This window comes from Dyadobacter sp. SRI_021 (assembly GCF_057586235.1).
The window spans coordinates 335,545-356,160 of record NZ_JBYCZM010000005.1 but is presented as its reverse complement, the minus strand read 5'-3'; the positions used below and the strand labels follow the sequence as shown (position 1 = coordinate 356,160).

The 20,616-nt window shown below is 49.8% G+C and carries 22 protein-coding genes; 13 read left to right on the top strand and 9 right to left on the bottom strand.

The features are described 5' to 3' along the window. Positions 1–53: 53 nt before the first annotated feature. Positions 54–2,492 (top strand): TonB-dependent receptor, encoded by a 2,439-nt coding sequence (locus AC2YIT_RS17600; RefSeq protein WP_487280020.1) that lies wholly within the window; start codon positions 54–56, stop codon positions 2,490–2,492. 11 nt (positions 2,493–2,503) lie between these two features. Here the strand turns inward: AC2YIT_RS17600 and AC2YIT_RS17595 are convergent, their stop codons facing one another. From AC2YIT_RS17595 to AC2YIT_RS17580, 4 genes are all read right to left on the bottom strand, one after another. Next, positions 2,504–2,998, bottom strand: a complete 495-nt coding sequence (locus AC2YIT_RS17595) for an anthrone oxygenase family protein (RefSeq protein WP_487280019.1) — start codon at positions 2,996–2,998, stop codon at positions 2,504–2,506. 60 nt (positions 2,999–3,058) lie between these two features. Further along, positions 3,059–3,454, bottom strand: a complete 396-nt coding sequence (locus tag AC2YIT_RS17590) for a response regulator (RefSeq protein ID WP_487280018.1) — start codon at positions 3,452–3,454, stop codon at positions 3,059–3,061. Positions 3,455–3,575: 121 nt separating this feature from the next. Then, positions 3,576–3,884, bottom strand: coding sequence for a hypothetical protein (locus tag AC2YIT_RS17585; RefSeq protein WP_430849169.1), 309 nt, complete (start codon positions 3,882–3,884; stop codon positions 3,576–3,578). A 142-nt stretch (positions 3,885–4,026) separates the two neighbouring features. Next, entirely contained in the window at positions 4,027–4,833 is an 807-nt protein-coding gene (locus AC2YIT_RS17580; RefSeq protein ID WP_430849167.1) for a LuxR C-terminal-related transcriptional regulator, read from the bottom strand. A gap of 98 nt (positions 4,834–4,931) precedes the next feature. Here AC2YIT_RS17580 and AC2YIT_RS17575 point away from each other — a divergent pair, with 98 nt between their 5' ends. From AC2YIT_RS17575 to AC2YIT_RS17560, 4 genes are all read left to right on the top strand, one after another. Next, entirely contained in the window at positions 4,932–5,555 is a 624-nt protein-coding gene (locus AC2YIT_RS17575; RefSeq protein ID WP_430849165.1) for an SDR family NAD(P)-dependent oxidoreductase, read from the top strand. 77 nt (positions 5,556–5,632) lie between these two features. Next, entirely contained in the window at positions 5,633–6,097 is a 465-nt protein-coding gene (locus AC2YIT_RS17570; protein WP_430849163.1) for a GNAT family N-acetyltransferase, read from the top strand. A 296-nt stretch (positions 6,098–6,393) separates the two neighbouring features. After that, complete coding sequence (locus AC2YIT_RS17565; RefSeq protein WP_487280017.1) at positions 6,394–6,777, top strand: hypothetical protein; 384 nt, start codon at positions 6,394–6,396, stop codon at positions 6,775–6,777. 127 nt (positions 6,778–6,904) lie between these two features. Beyond that, complete coding sequence (locus AC2YIT_RS17560; RefSeq protein WP_487280016.1) at positions 6,905–7,978, top strand: winged helix DNA-binding domain-containing protein; 1,074 nt, start codon at positions 6,905–6,907, stop codon at positions 7,976–7,978. A gap of 9 nt (positions 7,979–7,987) precedes the next feature. Here the strand turns inward: AC2YIT_RS17560 and AC2YIT_RS17555 are convergent, their stop codons facing one another. Next, positions 7,988–8,401, bottom strand: coding sequence for a GNAT family N-acetyltransferase (locus AC2YIT_RS17555; protein WP_487280015.1), 414 nt, complete (start codon positions 8,399–8,401; stop codon positions 7,988–7,990). 77 nt (positions 8,402–8,478) lie between these two features. Here AC2YIT_RS17555 and AC2YIT_RS17550 point away from each other — a divergent pair, with 77 nt between their 5' ends. Then, positions 8,479–10,104 carry an ankyrin repeat domain-containing protein gene (locus AC2YIT_RS17550; protein WP_487280014.1) on the top strand — a complete coding sequence of 542 codons (1,626 nt, stop codon included), beginning with the start codon at positions 8,479–8,481 and terminating at the stop codon, positions 10,102–10,104. Between the two features lie 11 nt (positions 10,105–10,115). Further along, positions 10,116–10,952, top strand: a complete 837-nt coding sequence (locus AC2YIT_RS17545) for a GNAT family N-acetyltransferase (RefSeq protein ID WP_487280013.1) — start codon at positions 10,116–10,118, stop codon at positions 10,950–10,952. A 52-nt stretch (positions 10,953–11,004) separates the two neighbouring features. Here the strand turns inward: AC2YIT_RS17545 and AC2YIT_RS17540 are convergent, their stop codons facing one another. The 3 genes from AC2YIT_RS17540 to AC2YIT_RS17530 all read right to left on the bottom strand — a co-directional run bounded on the left by AC2YIT_RS17540 (position 11,005) and on the right by AC2YIT_RS17530 (position 14,636). Continuing rightward, positions 11,005–12,876 (bottom strand): gamma-glutamyltransferase family protein, encoded by a 1,872-nt coding sequence (locus AC2YIT_RS17540; RefSeq protein WP_487280012.1) that lies wholly within the window; start codon positions 12,874–12,876, stop codon positions 11,005–11,007. A gap of 164 nt (positions 12,877–13,040) precedes the next feature. Beyond that, on the bottom strand, positions 13,041–13,688 hold the full coding sequence (locus AC2YIT_RS17535; protein ID WP_430849149.1) for a 2'-5' RNA ligase family protein: 648 nt from the start codon (positions 13,686–13,688) through the stop codon (positions 13,041–13,043). A gap of 105 nt (positions 13,689–13,793) precedes the next feature. Continuing rightward, a complete protein-coding gene (locus AC2YIT_RS17530) occupies positions 13,794–14,636 on the bottom strand; it encodes an AraC family transcriptional regulator (protein ID WP_430849147.1) in 843 nt (280 codons plus the stop codon). 157 nt (positions 14,637–14,793) lie between these two features. Between AC2YIT_RS17530 and AC2YIT_RS17525 the strand changes: the two genes are divergently transcribed. Together AC2YIT_RS17525 and porV are read left to right on the top strand one after the other, a co-directional pair. Further along, a complete protein-coding gene (locus AC2YIT_RS17525) occupies positions 14,794–15,765 on the top strand; it encodes a phytanoyl-CoA dioxygenase family protein (protein WP_487280011.1) in 972 nt (323 codons plus the stop codon). Between the two features lie 99 nt (positions 15,766–15,864). Next, the gene (gene porV, locus AC2YIT_RS17520; RefSeq protein ID WP_487280010.1) at positions 15,865–16,947 is read left to right on the top strand and encodes a type IX secretion system outer membrane channel protein PorV; all 1,083 of its coding nucleotides are present in this window, start codon (positions 15,865–15,867) and stop codon (positions 16,945–16,947) included. A gap of 70 nt (positions 16,948–17,017) precedes the next feature. Here porV and AC2YIT_RS17515 read toward each other — a convergent pair whose 3' ends face one another. Then, a complete protein-coding gene (locus AC2YIT_RS17515; protein ID WP_487280009.1) occupies positions 17,018–17,248 on the bottom strand; it encodes a hypothetical protein in 231 nt (76 codons plus the stop codon). 210 nt (positions 17,249–17,458) lie between these two features. Here AC2YIT_RS17515 and AC2YIT_RS17510 point away from each other — a divergent pair, with 210 nt between their 5' ends. The 4 genes from AC2YIT_RS17510 (at position 17,459) to AC2YIT_RS17495 (ending at position 20,523) form a co-directional block, all read left to right on the top strand. Beyond that, positions 17,459–18,091 (top strand): START domain-containing protein, encoded by a 633-nt coding sequence (locus AC2YIT_RS17510; protein ID WP_487280008.1) that lies wholly within the window; start codon positions 17,459–17,461, stop codon positions 18,089–18,091. A 147-nt stretch (positions 18,092–18,238) separates the two neighbouring features. Continuing rightward, the gene (locus tag AC2YIT_RS17505) at positions 18,239–18,475 is read left to right on the top strand and encodes a hypothetical protein (RefSeq protein WP_430849137.1); all 237 of its coding nucleotides are present in this window, start codon (positions 18,239–18,241) and stop codon (positions 18,473–18,475) included. A 167-nt stretch (positions 18,476–18,642) separates the two neighbouring features. Beyond that, a complete protein-coding gene (locus AC2YIT_RS17500; protein WP_487280007.1) occupies positions 18,643–19,803 on the top strand; it encodes a sensor histidine kinase in 1,161 nt (386 codons plus the stop codon). After that, a complete protein-coding gene (locus AC2YIT_RS17495) occupies positions 19,804–20,523 on the top strand; it encodes a LytR/AlgR family response regulator transcription factor (protein ID WP_430849133.1) in 720 nt (239 codons plus the stop codon). The last annotated feature ends 93 nt before the right edge of the window (positions 20,524–20,616 follow it).

The window sequence follows — 20,616 nt, the reverse complement described above, 5'->3', positions numbered from 1 at the left end:
TTACGAGGCCGGGTAATATTTGCCTCATCATTCGACTATGTAAAACAACAGCCATGAAAACGTTTTTCGCAATCCTGACAACTATCCTGATCCGTTCGAATGCCTTCGCCCAAACAGCCAACACCATTTCCGGAACGGTGAAAGACTCCGGGAATGAAAATTTGCCGGGTGCAACCGTTCGCCTGCTTAAATCATCGGATTCAACGCTCGTAATCGGTGAGGTCACGGACATGAATGGAAATTTTAGTTTTGTTAATCTTGAAAACAATACCTACGTGCTGGCAATCAGTGCGGTGGGCCAGAAGGATTTCAAAAGTACCGCATTGACGATCGATGCCAGCCATTCCAGCATTGTATTACCGGTCATTATCCTGCTTCCGGCCAAAAGTATCGAGCTCAACGAAGTGTTGGTAAAAGCCCAAAAGCCGCTGATCGAGCAGGAAATAGACCGTACGATCGTCAATGTGAGCTCGATGATCGGTAGCACCACCAGCAATACCTTTGATGTACTGAGCAAAACACCGGGCGTGAGTGTGAACGCAAACGGGGAAATCAGTCTGAACGGAAGGGGCGGGGTAGTGGTGCTGATCGATGGGCGTAGCACCTATATGTCCGGCGCCGACCTGGTCGCTTACCTGAAATCGTTGCCAGGCGGCGTGCTTGATAAGATCGAGTTGATAGATAATCCGCCTGCCCGATATGATGCGGCCGGTAATGCGGTGATCGACATCCGTTTGAAAAAGACCCGCGCGGGTGGGCTCACGGGGAGCGTCGCGGTAGGCGGGAGCATGGGGCGGTACGCGCGAAGCAATGATGCCCTGAACCTGAATTACAACCACCGAAAGCTCAATCTGTTCGCTAATCTGGGTTATAATTATGAAAAGAATTACAGTAAAGACGATTTCAACCGCAGGTATTATGACGGCTCCAGGGCATTGCTATCACGCGTCGGACTGAAAAATGACCAGGTAACCGCTGGAAATGGCTACAATATCAACCTGGGAATGGACCTGACCGCTACACCCAAAACGACTATCGGAGCAATTCTTAACCTTAATGGATCTTCACGAAATGGCAATTTTAGTTATGAAAGTGCGCAACGGAATGCATTAAACGGGCTGATCAGCTCCGGAAACGGGAGCACAGTTTCGAAGGATGTTCGCGATAACACGAGCTTGAATATGAATATGTTGCACAAAATAAGCGATAAGGGTCGCGAACTAGCTGTCGACGCAAACTATCTGAATTATCATACCAAGGGCAGACAAGAGCTTGAAAACCGTCGGTACAATGCAGATGGTGCCCCTACCAGCCGGGAGCTGTTCCGCTATCGTACCCCTTCGGAAATCAATATCTACACGTTGAAAGCTGATTATGTGCACCCACTAAAGAATAAGGGACGTCTCGAAGCAGGATTTAAGTCAAGCTATGTGGATAATGACTTTGTTTTCAATCATTACAATACGAATGACGGTAATGCGGTAATCGACAACCGCCGGTCCAACCATTTTCAATACCGTGAAAACATCAACTCCGCCTATGCAAGTGGCGAAAAGCGATGGGTACGTTTTGGCATGCAGCTGGGCCTGCGTTTGGAAAATACTATCGCGAAAGGCAACCAGCTGGGCAACGACTCTGTTCCGGCAACACGTTTCAGCCAAAAATACACCAAGGTCTTCCCCAGTATTTTTCTCAATTATAAACTGAATGACAGGAACGCATTTGTGCTAATGGCGGTGCGGAGGATCAACCGCCCCAACTATCAGATGCTGAACCCCTTCGTCTTTTATAAAGATCAATACACTTACAGTGCCGGAAATCCTCATTTGCTACCGCAGTATCAGGACCGGCTGGAATTGAAATACCAGCATAAAAGCTTTCTGAACATGGGCCTGAGCTATAATCGCTTTACCAATGTACTTTTTACAACCATTCAGGCGAAGGGCGACACTTTCATCAGTCGTCCCGATAACATCGCCCATGGTTACATGGCGTTGCTGAACACGAGCGTATCCGGCCAGGTCACAAGCTGGTGGTACAACAGCACCACATTGAGGTTGTCGCGTATTGCGATGGAAGGCCCGTTATACAGTGATGCAATAAATTACGCGACCAATGTGGCACGCCTTGAACTCAATAATTATTTCAACCTCGGCAATGGCTGGAATGCGGAGTTGGGTGGCTATTATGCTAGCCGCGACATCAACGCTCAGGCGCAGATTTCAGATATGTTCCGCGTCAATGGCGGCATTCAGAAAAAGATTTGGAAAGGAAAAGGCACGATCGCGATGAATTTTGAAGACCTGTTCCATTCCTGGGTCTATCACAGCCGGTCATTCGGTATCGTTCAATCGGATTATGATCAGTCCAACAGAACAGACACGCATCGTATCAGCATTGCCTTGAATTACAAATTCGGGAAGGAAACCTTCGCGCGTAAACGTCGCCACAACAATAATGCATCCGACGACGAAAGGGGGCGGGTGGAATGAGCAGCTTTTGGTCAGGATTTGTCGGGTGTAGTCAGGCAGGCGAGTAATACGAGGATAAATGAAAGAACTGATGCCCAGGTACGGATCGCGTTCAACCTGTTCCAGGGAATTTCAAAGCGCAAACGATGTGCCGCCAGTTCCTGAGATGAAGCCCCGGCGAGGTTGATTTTATCCAAAGCATCATTCAAAGGCACATTGCCGGCTACCGTTACACCGAATGTGCCGATGGCATACACCAATGTAGCACTTAGCAATATATAGAAGCGGCTTCCCGTGCCGAAATGCTGATAGGTGCTCAGCGGCAGGAGCAAAAGTGTTCCCATAAAGCTGAAAAAGAACACGGGATTGAGTATTGCGCGATTAATGGATTGCATCGCAGCAAGGTAAACCGCATCGGAAAGGGCGCCCAAGCCGGGATTAACCGAGCAGGAATAGCTGTAAAACAAGCCCGCTATGAGACCGCTGGCGAGGGCCGAGAAAAGCAGGAACAGGTTGATCGTCGTCATATCTTTTTTCTTTCAAAGATCGGCGGGGCAATGGCGGAAAAATAGAACAAAAGCGACAGGCTATAAATAACGCTCACCTATCTCTCGCGCTAACTGCGCAAATTCGTCGAATGTGCTCGGTTTGGTCACAAAACTCGTAACACCTGACAAATATGCGGTCTGTATCAGTGCAGGATTGGAGGAGGTAGAGAGCATGACGATTGGCATTGCGGCGAGGCGGTTGTCTGTACGGATCGCCGCTACCGTTTCCAGCCCGTTCATTTTGGGCATATTCATGTCGATAATGATTACCGACGACTCCGGGTCGATAACCTCCTTCATTAGCGTAAGAAGGTCGAAGCCGTTTTCAACTTCGGTAATTCGTACATTCATACCCGAGTCCTGAATTGCCTCGCGGATAAAAAAACGGTCATCCTGATCGTCGTCAACAAGGTAAATCGTCTTGGAGTAGCTCATCAGGAAAGTGATTTGTCCGCATAGGCCCCGATTCCGGATTGGTCGATGAATAGATTAGCCATTGGTAAAGTTAGCCTCTAAAACCGACAAGCCAAGAACTAAATTCCCTTTTTGAGGGAATTTAGTTCCGTCCGAACCTCATCACCCACATCCAGTTCATAGGCCAGTGGGAATTGATGCCGTCATGGCTTAGCAATATATTGTTTACCAATTCGTAGCCGATCAGCGATCCGCCCTTCTGGGTAATGTCCTGTTTGGCCTGATTGTACAATTGCAGCCAGGTTTCGTGCGAGATTAGTTCTTGTGAAGCACTTTTAAGCCGTGTCCAGTTGGAATTTTCGGCATAGTTGCCATAGCGTTCGATCAGGTAATGCTTGAAACTTTCGTCGTTCAGCGTGATGACCGTCTGTTTTTCATTTTCGCCTTCCATAGCTATCAGGTTTTGATTTTGCGGATAAGTTGAAAATTGTAACCGACGTTGTTATTAAAACTATACCAATTTCTTGTGGTTTATTGTAGAAATACTTCTTAAAAACCGATTGTAGTTATCACGAGGCACATTTTATTTATTTTCAGGCAATCAAACCGATCATTTTTGCACTTTGCAGTGCCTCGATCGAATTATCGGCTTGGAGTTTTTCAAGTATGCGCTGTCGGTGCGTGTTGACAGTGTGGACGCTGATATCCAGCAATGCGGAAATTTCTTTACTCAACTTACCGGTGCCGATCATACCGAGGATTTCCTTTTCTCGGGACGTAAGTTTGACGCCTGTCGGCAAATCATTGCTTGTTAATCGGATAAGTTCGCCGGTGTGGAAATTGATTACCTGGCTCTTCACGCCTGCAAGCGACTGATTGGGCGAAATGTCAATAACGCCCAATGAAAGCCAGATATTTCCCGAGGCGTCCTGTTCCAGCACCTGATGCTGCTCTGTGACTCGGATCGTCGTCTGATCGTCGGGCGTGACCCGATACTCCGTCACCATTTTGAACTGCTTGCGCGTGTGCGCAGGCTGCGCCATCATGAATTTCATCGCTTCATAGCCATTTCTGGCCAGTGCCTGGCGATCGTCGGGGTGGATTTTCCTATCGAACATTTCGTTCGGTATGCAGGAATCCATAGCGCCGAAATCGTAACCATACAGTTGGTAAAAATTGTGGGAAACGTAAACGTGCGCCTGCTTTTGTAAGTCATATACAGTCACGCCGCTGCTGCTGAGCTGAGCCATGGCGCGGATAAGCGCCAGCTGCTTATCGAGCCGGTCCGGTTCAAACCCGTCGAAATCATAATATCTGTTGAGCAATTGCAGATAATCAGGCGCAATTCTCACCGACTTTCCCGGTGTGTTTTGTAATGATAAATCAGTATTTCCTCTCATCGGCATCCGGATTTTCTTTGCAGGTATATAGCAAGGACAACTATGGGCGCATTTCACCTAATGGAAATCGCCATTATTTTGTCAAAATCATCAGCGTCATGAATTTTTCAGTCATCCGCGGGGCCGATACACCCTGGGGGAAATCCTTTGCCAAAGCGTTGGCGGGCGATAACCGGCACCTGATCCTGATCGGTGCGAAAGAAACGCCATTGGAAGCGCTCGTGCGTGAAATCGTGCAAAAGCATCGTGTGCTTGCACATTACCTCGTTGCGGACGACGCCGATACCGGAAGCATTATCTCGGCCTGTGAAAAGATCAACGACCGGTTTGAGGTCGATTTTTTAATTAACTATGCCGAAACCGGGTTTCACCAGCGGCTGGAAGACTACGACATTCGCACGTTGGACCGAAAATTGAAAACCAATCACGCCAGTGGCATACTTTACCTGCACCAGTTATTGCCCAACTTGCTGCTTCATGCACATGCGCAGGTGATCGATCTCTGGCATTGCCCACATCCGGTACCCGTTTGGGAGCAGGCGTTGCTGACATTCAACAAGCGTTTTGCTGAGCACCTCAATTCCGAATTGAATGAAGCCGGCCTGGTTATCCATAGTGTTGCATTACCGGCATTCGCAGCGCCGGAATCGGTCGAGAGGGTGGCTGCAATCCTGGAAAATGTGGCGCCATCTGTCGGGGAAAGACGGCTGCTGACTCGCTAGTGTCATTTATTTCCATGAAACCCGACGTGTCAACCTCTGAAATGGTAGATTTGCGAAATCGACACATCAACATTTTCATGGAAAACATTCAGATCAGACAGGCGAGGCTCGACGAGCTTCCCACACTTCTTCAATTCGAACAAAACCTGATTGCCGCCGAACGCCCGCTCGACGATACCCTTATAAGTGAGGAATTTCATTATTACGATCTTGAAAAAATGATCCGTAGCGATGAAGCCGAGGTCCTCGTAGCCACGCTGGGTGACCGGTTGATTGCCAGCGGGCACGCACGCATCCTCGAAGGGAAACCGTATAGCAATTTCAAACGGTACGCATTTCTGGGGTTCATGTACACAGAACCGGATATGCGCGGTCGCGGGGTCAACAAACTGATCATTGATGCATTGGTGGAATGGGCACGGGAAAAAGGCCTGGACGAGGTCCGTTTGCAGGTTTATTCCGACAACACACCGGCAGTGGCTGCGTATGAAAAAGTAGGTTTCAAGAAGATACTCACTGAAATGCGGCTGGCTACGCGGTAGGCTGCGACGGTCAGGTATGGTCAAGCGTGGTCATGGATTGTCAGGTATGGTCAAGTATATCGGATTGTCAGACGATGAATTTACAAATATCTAACCATACCTGACTATATCTGACAACTCGTGACCACACTTGACCATACATGACTACACCTAACCATATCTGACGACTCCCGCCCCCCCAGACATCGTGACGGAGCATGTCATAAAGTGATAAGTCGTTGGCGCGTGCGGGTAAGCCGTGGGCGGAGGGGATGCAATACCTTTGTTGCATCCAAAAACAACTAAACAATCGACATATGAAAATGCTCAAAAATGTAATGCTCATCAATGCAATCAGTTCAGGTGCAACGGGTTTGGGGCTGGCTGTTTTTCCGAAAATAGTTGCCGGCCTGTTCGAAACTACGGTTACCATGCCTTTTATTGAGGTCGGCATTTTCCTCGTTGCATTTGCCGCGCTGGTCTTTTCTGTAAGCCGTGGTAACCCCGTGAATGCACGGGCCGTCAGGTTGGTGATTGTGCTGGATACGCTTTGGGTAGTCGCCAGCGCGGCCATTGTGCTGTTCCAGCCGTTCCCGATTTCGATCATGGGTTATGGATTAATCGGCGCTGTCGCAGTTTGGGTTGCGGCAATGGCCTACTTCCAATCCGTTGGTCTCCGACAAATTTCTGTTTCCAGATAAATACCGGCAGGTCTAAATCCAGCCTTATAGCATTCCCTGCCACCTTTCGGGTCGGCAGGGTTTTCTTTTTTGTATATAAATCATCATTTTAGGTGACTCAAACCTATGCCTGAATCATCATCCAGCCATGAATTTAGCCGACATTGCCGCACTACGCCTTGCAAATCAACAGATTTTGAATACCCGTTTTACTAATGCTGCGGAACTGGTTGCCTGGATGGGCGCTGTGCAGTCGCAGGATTTTGCTATGGCCAAATGGGCGCTGGGAATGCGGCTCAAAAAAGCCACGGATGCCAGCGTGGAGCAAGCGATCGACGCTGGCGGCATTATCCGGACGCATATTATGAGACCTACCTGGCATTTTGTCGCCAGAGAAGATGTGCGGTGGATAATGGACCTGACGGCCCCCCATGTTTACAAACTCGCGGGTACGATGTATCGTCAATTGAAACTGGATGATGCCGTTTTCAAGGTTACCAACGACCTGATCGGTAAATTGCTGGCCGACGGCGCCGAACTGACGCGAGAAGAAGTGATTGCGGAGGTAAATAGGGCCGGCATCGAAACGGACAACCTTCGGGCGACGCACATAATGTTCCAGGCGGAGCTGGACAAGGTCATTTGCAATGGTGCGCGGCGAGGGAAAAAATTTACCTATGCATTGTTTGATAAAAAGGTGCCCGCTTCGGCACCTTTGAAGCGGGAAGAAGCATTGGCTGCGCTGGCCAGGCGGTATTTTACAAGCCACGGCCCGGCCACTGTGCAGGACTTCGCATGGTGGAGCGGTCTGTCGCTGACGGATTCGAAGCTGGCTTTCGAGGCCGTCCGCGCGGAGTTTGAAACAGCCAATGTCGACGGTCGCGAATATCTTTTTACCGCCGTTGCAGAACTCCCGAAAGTACACGGAAAAGCAATACTCATTCCTGCCTTCGACGAGATCACTATCGGTTACGCTGACCGTAGCGCAGCCGTGGACGATGCGGTTGCGCGAAATCCGGAGTCGGGCGGTGGTATTTTTAAACCGGTTGTGATGGTAAAAGGAAAGGTCGTGGCGGCCTGGCGAAGGACCGAAAAAAAAGATGCTGTTCATATCGAGCTTTCCCGGTTATCTAAAATGCCTGCGGTGGCCGAGAACTCGCTGGAAGCAGCCGGTACGGCGTATGCCCGGTTTATCGGGAAAAAGAATGTAGCACTTCAATAGGGATCCGTATCAAAGCGTCCGCTCGATTTTGTAATACTCGATGTGTTCTTTGAAAAAGGGCTCGGAGAACTTTTTAAAACCAAAGCGTTCGTAAAATCCGAGCGCATCCGTGCGGGCGTCGCACCACATGCGTGTGTATCCTTGTTCTTGCGCGTAGGTCATGGCATGTTGGAGAAGCCTGGAACCCAACCCTTTTCCCTGTAAGTCCGGCAGGGTAGCGAATTTACGGAACCGGATGTACTGACCGTCACTAAACAATGAAATGACCGACGCCAATGTACTTTCAAAATACAAACCGAAATGGATACCGGTTTCATCCTCAGGTACTTTTACAAACTCGCGGGGCTTGTCAGGCCAGAGTATCAGATGCCGTATTTCCATCAGATCATCGGCACTAACTTTTTGAATTTCAATTGAATCCATTCCTTTTATTTAATCTAAAAAATAGCTAACTACACGAGTCCTCCTGCAAAAATACATCTTATCAAACTTGCAACGACATGACGCAGCCGGCCGCATTGCAAAAGGAAGAACGATTGTTCTGGTCGACAGGACTCGGAACCGATGTGTGGCAAATGTTCTGCGCTGCCCGTGACGGTGACCTGGAAAAGGTGAAAGAGTTGCTGGCCAAAGATGCTTCGCTCGTGCGCGGCGCCTACGACTATCGAACGCCGATGTCGTTCGCGGTGGCCAACAATCAGTTGGAAGTGGCTGCATACCTCTTACAACACGGCGCAAGTCCCGTCGACTCTGGTACAGGTGATCCGCTCATTCAAATGGCACGCGACCGTGGCTTTGGGGCAATGGAGGAATTGCTGGAGCGGGCATTAAACCGACACAGAGGCTCAGAGGCTGGAAAGCAGATAGCCGCAGCTATAAGAAACAGGGATTTTAATGCCTTTATTGCATTATTGAATAGCTCCGAAGAGTACATTCACGCGACCGACGACAAAGGGAATCAGCCCATTCACTGGGCTACCATGTCGCGCCAGCCGGAGATAATTGACGCATTGCTGGATCGTGGGGCGGATATCAATGCCAGGCGGCCCGACGGTGCACGAGCCATCCAGCTGACGAACGGAGACTATTCCTACCGTGGTTGGCGGGATGTTCCCGAGGATTGGCCTTGGAAACCCAACGATATTTACTTGCATCTCGTGCGTAAAGGCGCATATGTGGATATTTGCATGGCTGCATTGAAAGGAGACGAGGCGAGGGTAAAGGCATTGCTCGATGTCGACCCATCACTAGCCAATAAGCCTTCCGAATATGTTACCTATTATGCAGGCTCCGGTACTCCGTTGAAAAATGCGGCAATGGCCGGACGGATGACGATCGTCAAACTGTTGCTCGAAAAGGGCGCGGATCCCAACTTGCCCGAAGAAGGCATAGCGCCGATGGGCCATGCGTTGCATTCAGCGGTGGTGTATAACCACATCGAAATCGTCAGACTGCTCCTCGAACATGGTGCACATCCAAATGTGCCGGTGGAAAGCTCTGCGGATTCGCTCACTGCGGCTTTGGAGCGCGGTGACAGGGCGATGATCAACTTGCTTTGTTCTTACGGCGCGGCGCGATCGCTCGATTTGCTGGCATACTATGGAGACATCCAGACGGCCGCAGCTGTTTTGAGGGCCAACCCTACGCTGGCGAACGACGCATCCGCTCTGGAAACGGCCGCAGGGCAGGGAAACGAAGATTTCGTTCGGCTAATGCTGCATTACCAACCCGACCTGGCGAAACAAATTGCCGTGGGTGTGCGGAGTCAGGGTCCGCAGGATGCGATAAAAAGTCGTGAGCTTACGAAATTCCTCTTTCAGCGCGGTATGAACGCTAATGCCAAAAACTGGCTTGGAATTACCCCTTTGCACCGGTTTGCAGAGCGTGGCGATATACATAATGCCGGATTGTTTCTCGAACACGGTGCCGATATCGATGCGATCGACGAGCAGCATTGTACCACGCCGCTTGGCTGGGCCGCGAAAGCAGGCCAAGCGGAAATGGCGGAGTTTTTGCTTGAAAAGGGTGCTAATCCCAGGTTACCTGCCGACAAACCCTGGGCGCGCCCGCGTGCGTGGGCAGAGAAGCGCGGACATGAGGCGATGCTCGCATTATCAAAGCTGTAAAATGCAGTTCCATGAAAATCGACAACGACAAGCCTGAGCCGTTCATATCCCATGCCGAACCGGTATTATCGGTGAAGGATGTGGCCGAAACTGTCAAATACTGGCATGAAGTGCTTGGCTTCCCCGGTCATTGGACTTGGGGTACCCCGCCAAATCATGGAGGCGTTTCATGGCATGGCGCATTCATCCAGTTCTCGCAGGACATCGACGCCGCCGATCGGATGCGTGGTCAGTGTGTGTGGATCAGGGTTAAAAATATCCGGGAGCTGTACCAGTTGCATCGCGACCGAGAGGCTGAAATTGTTATGCATTTGGAGAAGCAGCCCTGGGGTTTCGATGAATATGTAGTGAAGGACCTCAATGGGAACTATGTTACCTTCGCTGCGCCAGCTACTTCTGGCAACGAGAGCAAGTCGCAGCCGCTGCCGGCTCATGTAAGGACGCTGGGCCGCGCGCTCACAACAGACGAATACCGTAAACTTGCCGAATCAGTAGGATGGTCGGGTACACAGGCGGAAGATATACTCCAGCAGAAGCTCGATGCCGCACTTTTCACAGCGGTTGCGGAAAATACCGAAACTGGCGAGGTGATCGGCTGCGCGTTGGTATTGGGGGATGGTCTTAGCTTTTACTATATTAAAGACGTCATGGTGCATCGCGACTGGCAACGAAAACAAGTTGGGTCGGCAGTTATGAGAGAGGTAAAACGCTGGCTCGATGCGCATGCACCCGAGGGGGCTTTGGTAGGACTCTTTACAGGGCACGGATTAGCCCGATTCTATCAGCAAACTGGCTTTGGCGAGGCATTCGGAATGATCCGCATTATCGACCGATCGCAATTGGGGTAGGGTTGCTCATTGAAAACAACCCTGCCCGGTATATCAGACCCGTTTCGGAACATTACCATCCGAAACCATAATCTTCCCCATGGTTACTCGATCCTCCCCAAAAGCTTCCGTGCTGCCAGTCAAAGTAAATGGCATTAATCGGGCCGCTGGTGCGTGGCTGGTAGCTTAGCTTATAACCCATCCGCGAGAGCTCTTTTCGCGTCCAGTCGGGCATAGATTGATTGAGTATCAATCCACCCGGGTCCTTTTCATGTTCGCCGAAACTCGCGTACATCTGCAAAGTCTTGAAACTGGGTGCCTCTGTCGCTTCCTGTACCGTCATTCCAAATTCCACGACATTTAAAAAGAATTGAAGCAGCAACTGATCTTGTTCATCGCCGGCCTGCTTGGCGAACGACAGAAACGGTTTTCCGTCTTTCATTGCCAGGCTGGGCGTAAGTGTAACCCTTGGCCGTTTGCCCGGTTCCACTACATTGAATGGGTTCTCACGCGCATCGAGCACGAATGACTGCATGCGTTGGCTCAATCCAACACCGGTATTACCCGCAATGCACGCAGGCACCCAGCCGCCGCTCGGCGTAATGCTTACGACCCAGCCTTCTTCGTCGGCCGCTTCCACGGACGTCGTACCCGCGGTGAATTCCTCCATGAACTTTTCGTCGAGCCCGTTCGCATTGCGGTTCAGGGACGCCTGAAAATTACCCCAGTTCTTGATCTGGTCTGCAAAGGGATTCTTTTTGCCTTCAAAAGGGTAGGGGTCACCTGGCAATACCTTCGCGTCGTTGCGTTCCCAATTGATGTGTTTTAACCTTTCTTTCGCATATTCTTTCGAAAGTAAGCCCTTCATCGGCTCTTCCGGTGCAAAAGCCGGGTCGCCATAGTAAAAGTCGCGGTCGGCGAAGGCCAGGTTCATGACCTGGTATAATGCATGCACATAGCGTGACGAGTTGTATCCCATGCCCTTCAAATCGAGGTTTTCGAGCATATTCAGGGCTTGCAGCATCACTGGCCCCTGCGTCCATTGCTGCATTTTATAAACTTCGATTCCCTTGTAGTTTGTCATCAAGGGCTCTTCAATCTTGACCTTCCAGTTAGCCATGTCCTGCTCTGTGATAAGGCCGCCCTGCTCCTGGCAACCGCGCGCGATCTCTTTGGCGATATCTCCTTTGTAGAACCGGTCGTAGGCCGCATAAATGGCCTCCTTGCGGTTTTTGCCATTTTTGAGTGCCAATTGCTCGGTATCTACCAGTTTTTGCAAGGTCGCCTGAAGGTCTTTCTGAACGAATATCTCCCCGGCGTCCGGGGCTTCCCGTTTCTGGCCCAGGTGCGGCAGGAACACCTTGGTTGAATACGGCCACTTTTTGATCTGGTTCTTACCTCTTTCAATGGAATTGGCCGTTTGCGCTTCGATCGGATAGCCTTCGGCCATTTGCATCGCAGGAGCGAGGACTTCTTTCAGGCTCATGGTGCCGTATTCTGCGAGCATGGTCATCAGGCCTCCTGGTGTACCGGGTGTAGTGGCAGCCAGCGGACCATATTCAGGGGGGTATTTCATGCCCTTCTTTTTGAAGAAATCCGCTGTGGCACCCGTCGGGGCGACGCCCATTGCATTGATGGCGATCACTTTTTTGGTTTTGGGATTATAAATCAATGCCTGTGTTTCACCGCCCCAGCTTAACACATCCCACATCGTACAGGTAGCCGCAAGCATCGCGCACGAGGCATCGACGGCATTACCGCCTTTGCTGAAAATCATGGTTCCCGCGGTTGCAGCCAACGGCTTGCCGGTAATGCCCATCCAATGCCTGCCATGCAGCGGCGGCTTTTGAGTGGTGACGGGGAAGTTGTTGAAAGACTGTGAAAAGGCCGCAAAGCTGCAAAACAGCAGTCCGATCGTTGAGCGTAAAAGGAGTTTTGATTTCATAAAACGTGGTTAGGAATTTTTAGGCTGTCGTTGCATCGAAGGTTACTTCGCTCCGAAATGCTGCAGCCCGATAGCCGAAGATACAAAATAAGCGCGTCAGGCCGATCGTAAAAAAGGCCCCTCATCATTTTGTTAGTCGGGTATCCCTATACGTTTTACCTTAGTCAAAACAAACTACCCTGCACAAACGCTTCGCCGGGCAAACCCAGCAGCGGCATCCGGGCAATTTCCCGGCATTTGGAACCGCTGACGAGCGATCGTTTCAGCAGGATCATTTCAGTAACGCGGAAGGATGAACGGAACTTCTTGTACATCCATTCTTTCATGGCACTGTTTACTTGCACAGGTGTCATTTTACGGGCGACGGTAACGTGGGGATCGGTGCAAAATCTGAATTCGCCGGAAGCCCATTTAGAAAGATGGTCAACCGTTTCGTTTTTAAGCCTTTTAACCAAATCGTTGACCCGCTGCGATGAGCTTTCTTCCAGATCCACGTAGAAGGTACCACCTTCATATTTATTGAAACCATCCAGCTCGATGCGGAATGGTGCAATGTGCCGCGCCACTTTTTCAAATCCGTGAACAACCCGCTCGAGTTTGTACTCGTGGATAATACAATTGAAGAGCGTAAGGTGAGGGCGGAGCTGGGCTGCCTGCTCACAGCCATAAGCCTTTTGGAAATACTGTTTGACGCTCCCGATCGCGGCTTCGGTCACCGGATCACAGGAAAAAACCAGGAGATACTCATAAAGATGCTCCCGGATGTTCCTGATCGTACTCAAATCGTTGTTGTTGAAGTGAATAGATTTCATGATGATGAAGTGTAATAAAATTTCCAGAATGAAAATTTCATTGGTAAAAATAGTAAAGATATTTTAAATACCAAACAATTGATTTTGAAAATATCATTAAAAGCACTACAAGTGCCGTTTTTTGAATTCTGACGGGTTTTCGCCCACAACTTTCCTGAAAAGTTTATTGAAATAAGACAGGCTTTCGAACCCGACGGCGAAGCATGTTTCTGAAACTGAGCGGTCTTGGAGTAAGAAGTTCTTGGCCTGATTGACCCGGTATTGGTTTACGAAATCGGTGAAAGTCATGCGGGCGTTGGCTTTGAAAAAGCGGCAGAATGCAGGGGTTGTCAGGTTGACGGCCGCCGCGACTTCATTCACATCGGGCGTACGGTCGAAGTGGGTTTCCACATAAGTGTAAACATGTTGCATACGGAGCTGCTCTTTATGGAAGGATTTACTGCCGATGGGTTTAGGATTCAGTACAATGGCCTCGGTCGACTCCGCCATTGTTTTCAGGATGTTCAGAAGGGCCAATAACTGTTCGAAAGGTGAGAGCGCGGGCATTTGTTTCAGTTTCTGACCTACCGTGCGCTTGGTCTCGCCGGAGAATGACAGGCCATGATGGGACTGCTCAAACAGCTTCCGGATGCTTTGCAGCTCGGGTGCGAGCAGGAACTCTTTACCCAGAAAGTCCTCCCGCATTTGAATGATCACCTGCTCGCATTGGGTCCGCACGCCGTAATCAAAATTGAGGTGGGGGATATTCGGGCCGATGAAAACCAGGTCACTGCCCTCGTATACGGAGGTATGCGTACCCACGTGGCGTGTCCCGCCCGACCCCTCGACGTACACAATCTCATACTCGGGATGAAGGTGCCAGAGAAAGGTGTCGTTCAGGCCGGGAGTAAGCAGAATTTTGAAAGAACTTCCCTGGTCGGGCTGGATATCTTCTCGGATGATTTTCATCTTGATGGAATACTAATTGCTCCTGGTTTGCCGGTGTTTATGTAGAGAGGATCACATTTTGTCAATATAGAGCAAAAGTAAGCAATTGTAGCGGTAGTCGGAGGGGGGAGTGATGCATTAGTTTTGTTTTATTCAATCATAAAAAAATATTATTGATATGGAAACGAAAACAATGGCTACCATGGCACCTGCCAATGCGCATACGGACATTCCGGGAAATCCTTCGACCGCGAAGTCGAGCAATGTGAGGCTTAATGACAGGAGCAATGGCAAGCCGCTCCGTTTGCTGAGCGAGGCAGACTGGGATTTCTGGGTAACCAATGGCTATATCGTCGTCAAGGACGCGGTTCCGAAAGAGCAGGTCAAAAGACTGGCGGATTTTCTATGGGAGTTCGAAGAGAAGGATCCGAACGACCCGGAAACCTGGTATGCGCCTCCACGGGCCGAGATGAAGATGAAAGAACTCACCAACACGGGGATGGTGGAGGTATATAACCATCAATATCTGTGGGACAACCGGCAGTTCCCGAAAGTGCATGAGGCATTTACCGACATTTGGGGAACCGAAAAACTATGGGTGACCATCGACCGCGCCAATCTGAACCTCCCGCTCCGTCCCGGATTTGAGTACAAGGGGTTCATTCACTGGGATTACGATCCGGAAACCAAACCGCAGAATGTACAGGGGGTACTGGCACTTGCCGATCAGGACGATGAGAATATGGGTGGATTTCAATGCGTGCCGGAGCTATTCAGGACCTATGATACCTGGAAATTAACGCAGCCCGAGGATAGAAACCATTTCCAGCCAGACGTAACAGGTTTTGAAATTGTGAAGGTAAAGATGAATGCCGGTGATCTGCTCATTTTCAACAGTTCTCAGCCGCATGGCATCCGCGCCAACCGAAGCAAAGACAAGGTCCGCCTTGCGCAATACATTGCCATGATGCCGGCTCAGGAAGACGACGAGGCATTGCGGCAATGGCGAATCCGCTCCTGGCGGGAACGGGAGGCGCCTCAAGGGTATGCTTTTCCAGGAGACCCCAGAAATTGGGAACAAACACGTTATCAAACGGCTGAATTAAGCGAATTGGGACGAAAGCTGCTGGGACTGGAACGATGGGATTAGAATCCGAATAATATTGGTAAATCGGGTAATAATCTAAAATGGGGCACGTTTTGAGTTTGTAACCGCTAACAAACTTTCTTAACGTAAATCTGAACCCCTATGAAAGCGACTCTGGTCACGCTTGCATGCTTGTCGTGCACTATGACGAATGGATTTACTCAAACAATCTACCGCGTTTCCGAGACAGCGGGCGAGTTTCTGATCAAAGCGCCGGATGCCCGGGCGAGTGGAATGGGGTTTGCCGGAACGGCCACCAGCGCCGATGCGAATTCAGCATTCTGGAACGTGGGCAAGCTCTCCGACGCGCCCGGGAGTTTCGGCGCCTCAGCGACCTATTCGCCCTGGCTTCCCTACATTATCAATAATGCCTGGCAGGGTTATGCGGCCGGTTATAAGAAGTTAGGTAACGGGCAGGTAGTGGGTGCCTCTGTTCAATATTTCAGCGACCCGGCGATTATTTCGGCCCCGACACTATCCCCGGGCGGAGACGTTGCGTTCAGCGGATCGTATGCCAAACAACTAGGAAACCATTTTTCGGCGGGCGTGACGCTCAAATATGTGTCGTCGGATATCGGTAATGCTGTCGTGTCCGGTGCGGTGCTGAAACCTGCCCGGGCAGTGGCTGGCGACGTCGGGTTTTATTATAAAAGCCATTCGTCGGATGTGGACGGTCGTGAAAATATCGTGTGGACGGTTGGCACCACACTTGCCAATATCGGTCCGAAAATGAATTACGGGGCGGGATATGAATACTTCTTACCGACCATGCTCCGGCTGGGAGGGGGCTTTTCGTATACCGCCGATGGGCAACATAAGCTGAATGTAACCGCGGAAGCAGGAAAACTGCTGGTACCAACTCCCGCACCGGGGCGTAATGTGAACCAACAGCCCTATCTGGAAGGCATTTTAAAATCCTTTTCGGACGCTCCGGGCGGTTTCAAGGAGGAAATGCAGGAAATAGTCCTGGCAATGGGTGCCGAATACTGGTATAAAAACTTGTTCGCGCTCCGGGGCGGTTACTATGCCGAAAACAAAGAGAAAGGCAACCGCAAGTTTTTTACAGCCGGCGCAGGTGCCCGCTTTCTGAAACACTACTCGCTCGATTTCGCATATCTCATACCCACGGACTCGGGTAGTGCCATGAAGAACATGTACAAGGTGTCGGCTTCGGTGGATTTTTAAACGCCTTTCAGTGCATACTCCCGGATCAACATTTCAGCCGGAATACGCAGCAACTGACTAAATTTCCGGATCATCGAGAGTGAAAGGGCCTGTTTGTAATTAAAACTTTACTGACAGTCCCTTTGTCACCATATACCTGCGCCAGGTCGGCCGGTTTGTAGCCGAAATCTTCCATTCTGATCTTGATGACCTCGACCGGATCGACTTCGACGTCGAGACGGAAACCTTTCTCGTATTCGCTGATCAGGTGAACGAGAAGCATACCATTGTACCTTTTCCGTTGTTCAGATTGTTTCTGCATTAATGTGGTTGAATTTCGCATTTGGAGCATACCGCCGAATTCTGTTTTCAATAATATTCCTTGAAAGCGCATTCACTGCAATCCAATGATCCAGCGGCGGCGAACTTTCATCATTTCAAACATGCATTCTGTCAGTTGGAACATGCTTTCCGGCGTCAGAAGCGGAATTGGCTTCCATGATGGTGTTTGAAATGAGAATTTTGTGCCGTTATGAGGTACATAATGCTCGTTTTAACGGCTCTTTTACTGTGTGTTACAAATGCGCACGCGCAGGTTGAGTGGAGGCGCGTGGCCGTACGTGACGGGATAAAAGTATTCGCGAAAACGGTGCCCGATTCGAAGATCAAGGCGATGAAGGCGGAATGTGTCCTGGATGCGGAAGTCGACGAGGTAGTTGCATTGCTACTGGACGTCGATGCCGCCGAGCGATGGGTATGTCACACCAAATCGTGCAAGCTCATCAAAAAGATATCCGATACCGAGCTGCTTTATTATACCGAGGTAAGTTTGCCCTGGCCGCTGGATAATCGCGACTTTGTAACGCATTTGAGAGTGATAAGGATCGAAAACAGTCCTATTATGACTATTGAAGCACCGGCTATACCGGGTATTATGCTGGTGCGCGAAGGCGTTGTGCGCATCAGTACTTCCATCAACCGTTGGGTATTGCATCCGTTGCCCAATGCACGGGTGCGGGTCGAATACACACTGCAAGTCGATCCGGGCGGGCACTTACCTGCCCATGTCGTCAATATGTTTGCCTGCCGTGCCCCGATCGAGACCTTTCAGAATATGCGGCAGGTGCTGGCGGAGCGGAAGCGCAAGCCGGCTACTGCTCACTGATCGTCGAAGGTAGTCCGAATTCACTGATATTGTCATGCCTTTTTTGAGATTTTTTATGATTATTTTCCTAAATTGGCAAGAGAGAAATTCGATGCGTTTTGCTGCATCAAAACGAAGGTTCTGAAATTCAAAGCAAAAAATACAATCATGGGAAAAGGAAAAGATCTTTTCGGACACTACAATGACCTCGCGAAGGAAAAGGGCCCGGGTAGCGAAGAAAGTAAATATGCCGGCGTTCTTTTCCAGTCGCTTCTGATGCTTGGCGAGCGCCGCACATTTGAGCTGCTCGAAGAGGCAGATGAGAAGGGCAAAAAGCTGAAATTGGAATACAATACCAATGCAAAAAACAGCTCGGCATGCCCCTGCGGCGTTACATTGACGTAGATTTCGAGGAAAACATTCAGTATAGACCTGGCGGAGGGAGATCAACCCCGCCAGGTCTTGTTGTATAATAGCACCGGCAGTTCATCAATTATTTAGGCTGTTTGGTCCAGCCGGCTCCTATTTCGCGCTTATTACCGTAAATTGTAGGTTGTATCGCCTGTTGCCGCATGACCGTCCAGCCCCATTCAGATCCGGATTTTGCTCCTTCGCCTACCCGGGCGCATTGGTTTTTCAGGTACAAACTCTACCACATTCCTTTCTGGATCGTGTACCACTATGTGTGGTGGGTTGTGGCGTTGGGGAATCCGGTCAAGGTGGTGGAAGCGCTGTTTACGCCGTCGGTGATCAAGTTCCTGTTTTATGTGATATGGCAGGCGTTGGCCGTGTACTTCAACCTGTACTTCCTGGTTCCGCACTACCTGGAAAAGGGCAAGTATCTGCTTTTTCTCGTATTATTGTTGCTGACCATCGTTGCCACCGCCGGGCTGATCGTTCCCGGGTATTACATCGTGGCGTGGGCTTCGGGGAAAACAGTGGAAGAATTCTTCGGGCCGGGGAATTACGGTTTTTTTCACATGCTGCTTGGTGGACCGTTGTCGTCGACAGTCGCGGCGATGACATTTGCAATGAGTATTAAACTGGCCAAAAATTGGCTCCAGACGCAACGCAGGCAACAAATGCTGGAAAAGGAAAAGCTGGAAACCGAGTTGAATTTTTTGAAATACCAGTTCAATCCGCATTTCCTTTTTAACAGCATCAACTCCATTTTTTTTCTGATCCATAAAAACCCCGACATGGCTTCGGCATCGCTGGCTAAGTTCTCGGAGCTGCTGCGGCACCAGCTATATGAATGCAACGACCACCAGATCCCGCTGAGCAAGGAAATAGCTTATCTCGAAAATTTCATCGAGCTGGAAAAGCTGCGCCAGAACGACAACCTCGAAGTCGTTTTTGAAGTGCAGGAACGGCTTGAAGGACAACCGGGTATTGCGCCGTTTATTCTCATGACTTTTATGGAGAATGCATTCAAGCATGTTACAAGGCATCGGCAGGAGGGTAACTGGATTCGCGGCGGGTTGCAGCTTGACCAGGCAAGATTGATATTCAATCTCAGCAACAGTATTTCGAAAGAGACCAATACGGAAGTGGTCCACTACGGCGGTATTGGTTTGAAAAACGTGCGCCGGCGGCTGGACCTGATCTATCCCGGAAAATACAGGCTGGATACCTGGGGCGATGCGGACCGGTTCGTTGTACATTTTGAAGTGGAACTCGAAACGTTGGCAACGACGGAAATTGCTCATATACCTTTAAATCAGTTTGGATAGATGATCAACTGCGTGATAATTGATGATGAGCCGCTGGCGCGCGAAGGGCTGGCGGATTATGTAAAAGAAGTGGATTTCTTAAAACTGACAGGCGTTTGCGAAAATCCCGTGGAGCTCCTGAGCCTGATGGACCGGGAGCCGGTCGATTTGATTTTCCTGGATATTCAAATGCCGAAAATGAGCGGCATCGATTTCCTTAAAATTGTACAAAACCCGCCAATGGCTATTATTACCACCGCGTATCCAAGCTACGCGCTTGAAGGTTTTCAGCTTAATGTGATGGATTATTTGCTTAAACCGATCACTTTCGAGCGATTTTTCAAATCGGCGGGCAAAGCCAGGGATTATCACAAACTGCTGACCAAATCTACCACGTCGAAGGCCGACGAAGATTACTTTTTTATCAAATGCGGAAGCAAATACGAGAAAATTTTCTTCGACGATATTCTGTATATCGAAGGTCTCCAAAATTACGTGACGATCCATACAGGCAAAGGCAAATACATTACGCTGCTCAACCTCAAACACCTCGAACAAAACCTCGATAGTCGGCATTTCATCCGTATCCATAAGTCTTATATTGTCTCAATTGGTAAAATCGAGGGGATCGACGGGAATGAAATCTTTATTCAAAACCATCGAATTCCCATTAGTCGTAACTACCGTGAGCAGGTCATTGAGCAGGTAGTGAACCGGAGGCTAATGGACAAGAACCGTTAGGTCATACGGAAGCGGCAGCACAAAACGTGCCATGAAAGGGACAAAAAGCGCTTGATCCGCGTTACCTTTGACGGGCGGAGCTCAATACTCCGA

Excerpts from the sequence above, each read along its gene's own strand:
- porV (WP_487280010.1), top strand. The coding sequence starts at position 15,865 with ATGAAAGCGACTCTGGTCACGCTTGCATGCTTGTCGTGCACTATGACG.
- AC2YIT_RS17515 (WP_487280009.1), bottom strand. The coding sequence starts at position 17,248 with ATGCAGAAACAATCTGAACAACGGAAAAGGTACAATGGTATGCTTCTC.
- AC2YIT_RS17540 (WP_487280012.1), bottom strand. The coding sequence starts at position 12,876 with ATGAAATCAAAACTCCTTTTACGCTCAACGATCGGACTGCTGTTTTGC.
- AC2YIT_RS17585 (WP_430849169.1), bottom strand. The coding sequence starts at position 3,884 with ATGGAAGGCGAAAATGAAAAACAGACGGTCATCACGCTGAACGACGAA.
- AC2YIT_RS17505 (WP_430849137.1), top strand. The coding sequence starts at position 18,239 with ATGGGAAAAGGAAAAGATCTTTTCGGACACTACAATGACCTCGCGAAG.
- AC2YIT_RS17590 (WP_487280018.1), bottom strand. The coding sequence starts at position 3,454 with ATGAGCTACTCCAAGACGATTTACCTTGTTGACGACGATCAGGATGAC.
- AC2YIT_RS17530 (WP_430849147.1), bottom strand. The coding sequence starts at position 14,636 with ATGAAAATCATCCGAGAAGATATCCAGCCCGACCAGGGAAGTTCTTTC.
- AC2YIT_RS17495 (WP_430849133.1), top strand. The coding sequence starts at position 19,804 with ATGATCAACTGCGTGATAATTGATGATGAGCCGCTGGCGCGCGAAGGG.
- AC2YIT_RS17570 (WP_430849163.1), top strand. The coding sequence starts at position 5,633 with ATGGAAAACATTCAGATCAGACAGGCGAGGCTCGACGAGCTTCCCACA.
- AC2YIT_RS17510 (WP_487280008.1), top strand. The coding sequence starts at position 17,459 with ATGAGGTACATAATGCTCGTTTTAACGGCTCTTTTACTGTGTGTTACA.
- AC2YIT_RS17555 (WP_487280015.1), bottom strand. The coding sequence starts at position 8,401 with ATGGATTCAATTGAAATTCAAAAAGTTAGTGCCGATGATCTGATGGAA.
- AC2YIT_RS17595 (WP_487280019.1), bottom strand. The coding sequence starts at position 2,998 with ATGACGACGATCAACCTGTTCCTGCTTTTCTCGGCCCTCGCCAGCGGT.
- AC2YIT_RS17525 (WP_487280011.1), top strand. The coding sequence starts at position 14,794 with ATGGAAACGAAAACAATGGCTACCATGGCACCTGCCAATGCGCATACG.
- AC2YIT_RS17535 (WP_430849149.1), bottom strand. The coding sequence starts at position 13,688 with ATGAAATCTATTCACTTCAACAACAACGATTTGAGTACGATCAGGAAC.
- AC2YIT_RS17545 (WP_487280013.1), top strand. The coding sequence starts at position 10,116 with ATGAAAATCGACAACGACAAGCCTGAGCCGTTCATATCCCATGCCGAA.
- AC2YIT_RS17580 (WP_430849167.1), bottom strand. The coding sequence starts at position 4,833 with ATGAGAGGAAATACTGATTTATCATTACAAAACACACCGGGAAAGTCG.
- AC2YIT_RS17565 (WP_487280017.1), top strand. The coding sequence starts at position 6,394 with ATGAAAATGCTCAAAAATGTAATGCTCATCAATGCAATCAGTTCAGGT.
- AC2YIT_RS17575 (WP_430849165.1), top strand. The coding sequence starts at position 4,932 with ATGAATTTTTCAGTCATCCGCGGGGCCGATACACCCTGGGGGAAATCC.
- AC2YIT_RS17600 (WP_487280020.1), top strand. The coding sequence starts at position 54 with ATGAAAACGTTTTTCGCAATCCTGACAACTATCCTGATCCGTTCGAAT.
- AC2YIT_RS17550 (WP_487280014.1), top strand. The coding sequence starts at position 8,479 with ATGACGCAGCCGGCCGCATTGCAAAAGGAAGAACGATTGTTCTGGTCG.
- AC2YIT_RS17500 (WP_487280007.1), top strand. The coding sequence starts at position 18,643 with ATGACCGTCCAGCCCCATTCAGATCCGGATTTTGCTCCTTCGCCTACC.
- AC2YIT_RS17560 (WP_487280016.1), top strand. The coding sequence starts at position 6,905 with ATGAATTTAGCCGACATTGCCGCACTACGCCTTGCAAATCAACAGATT.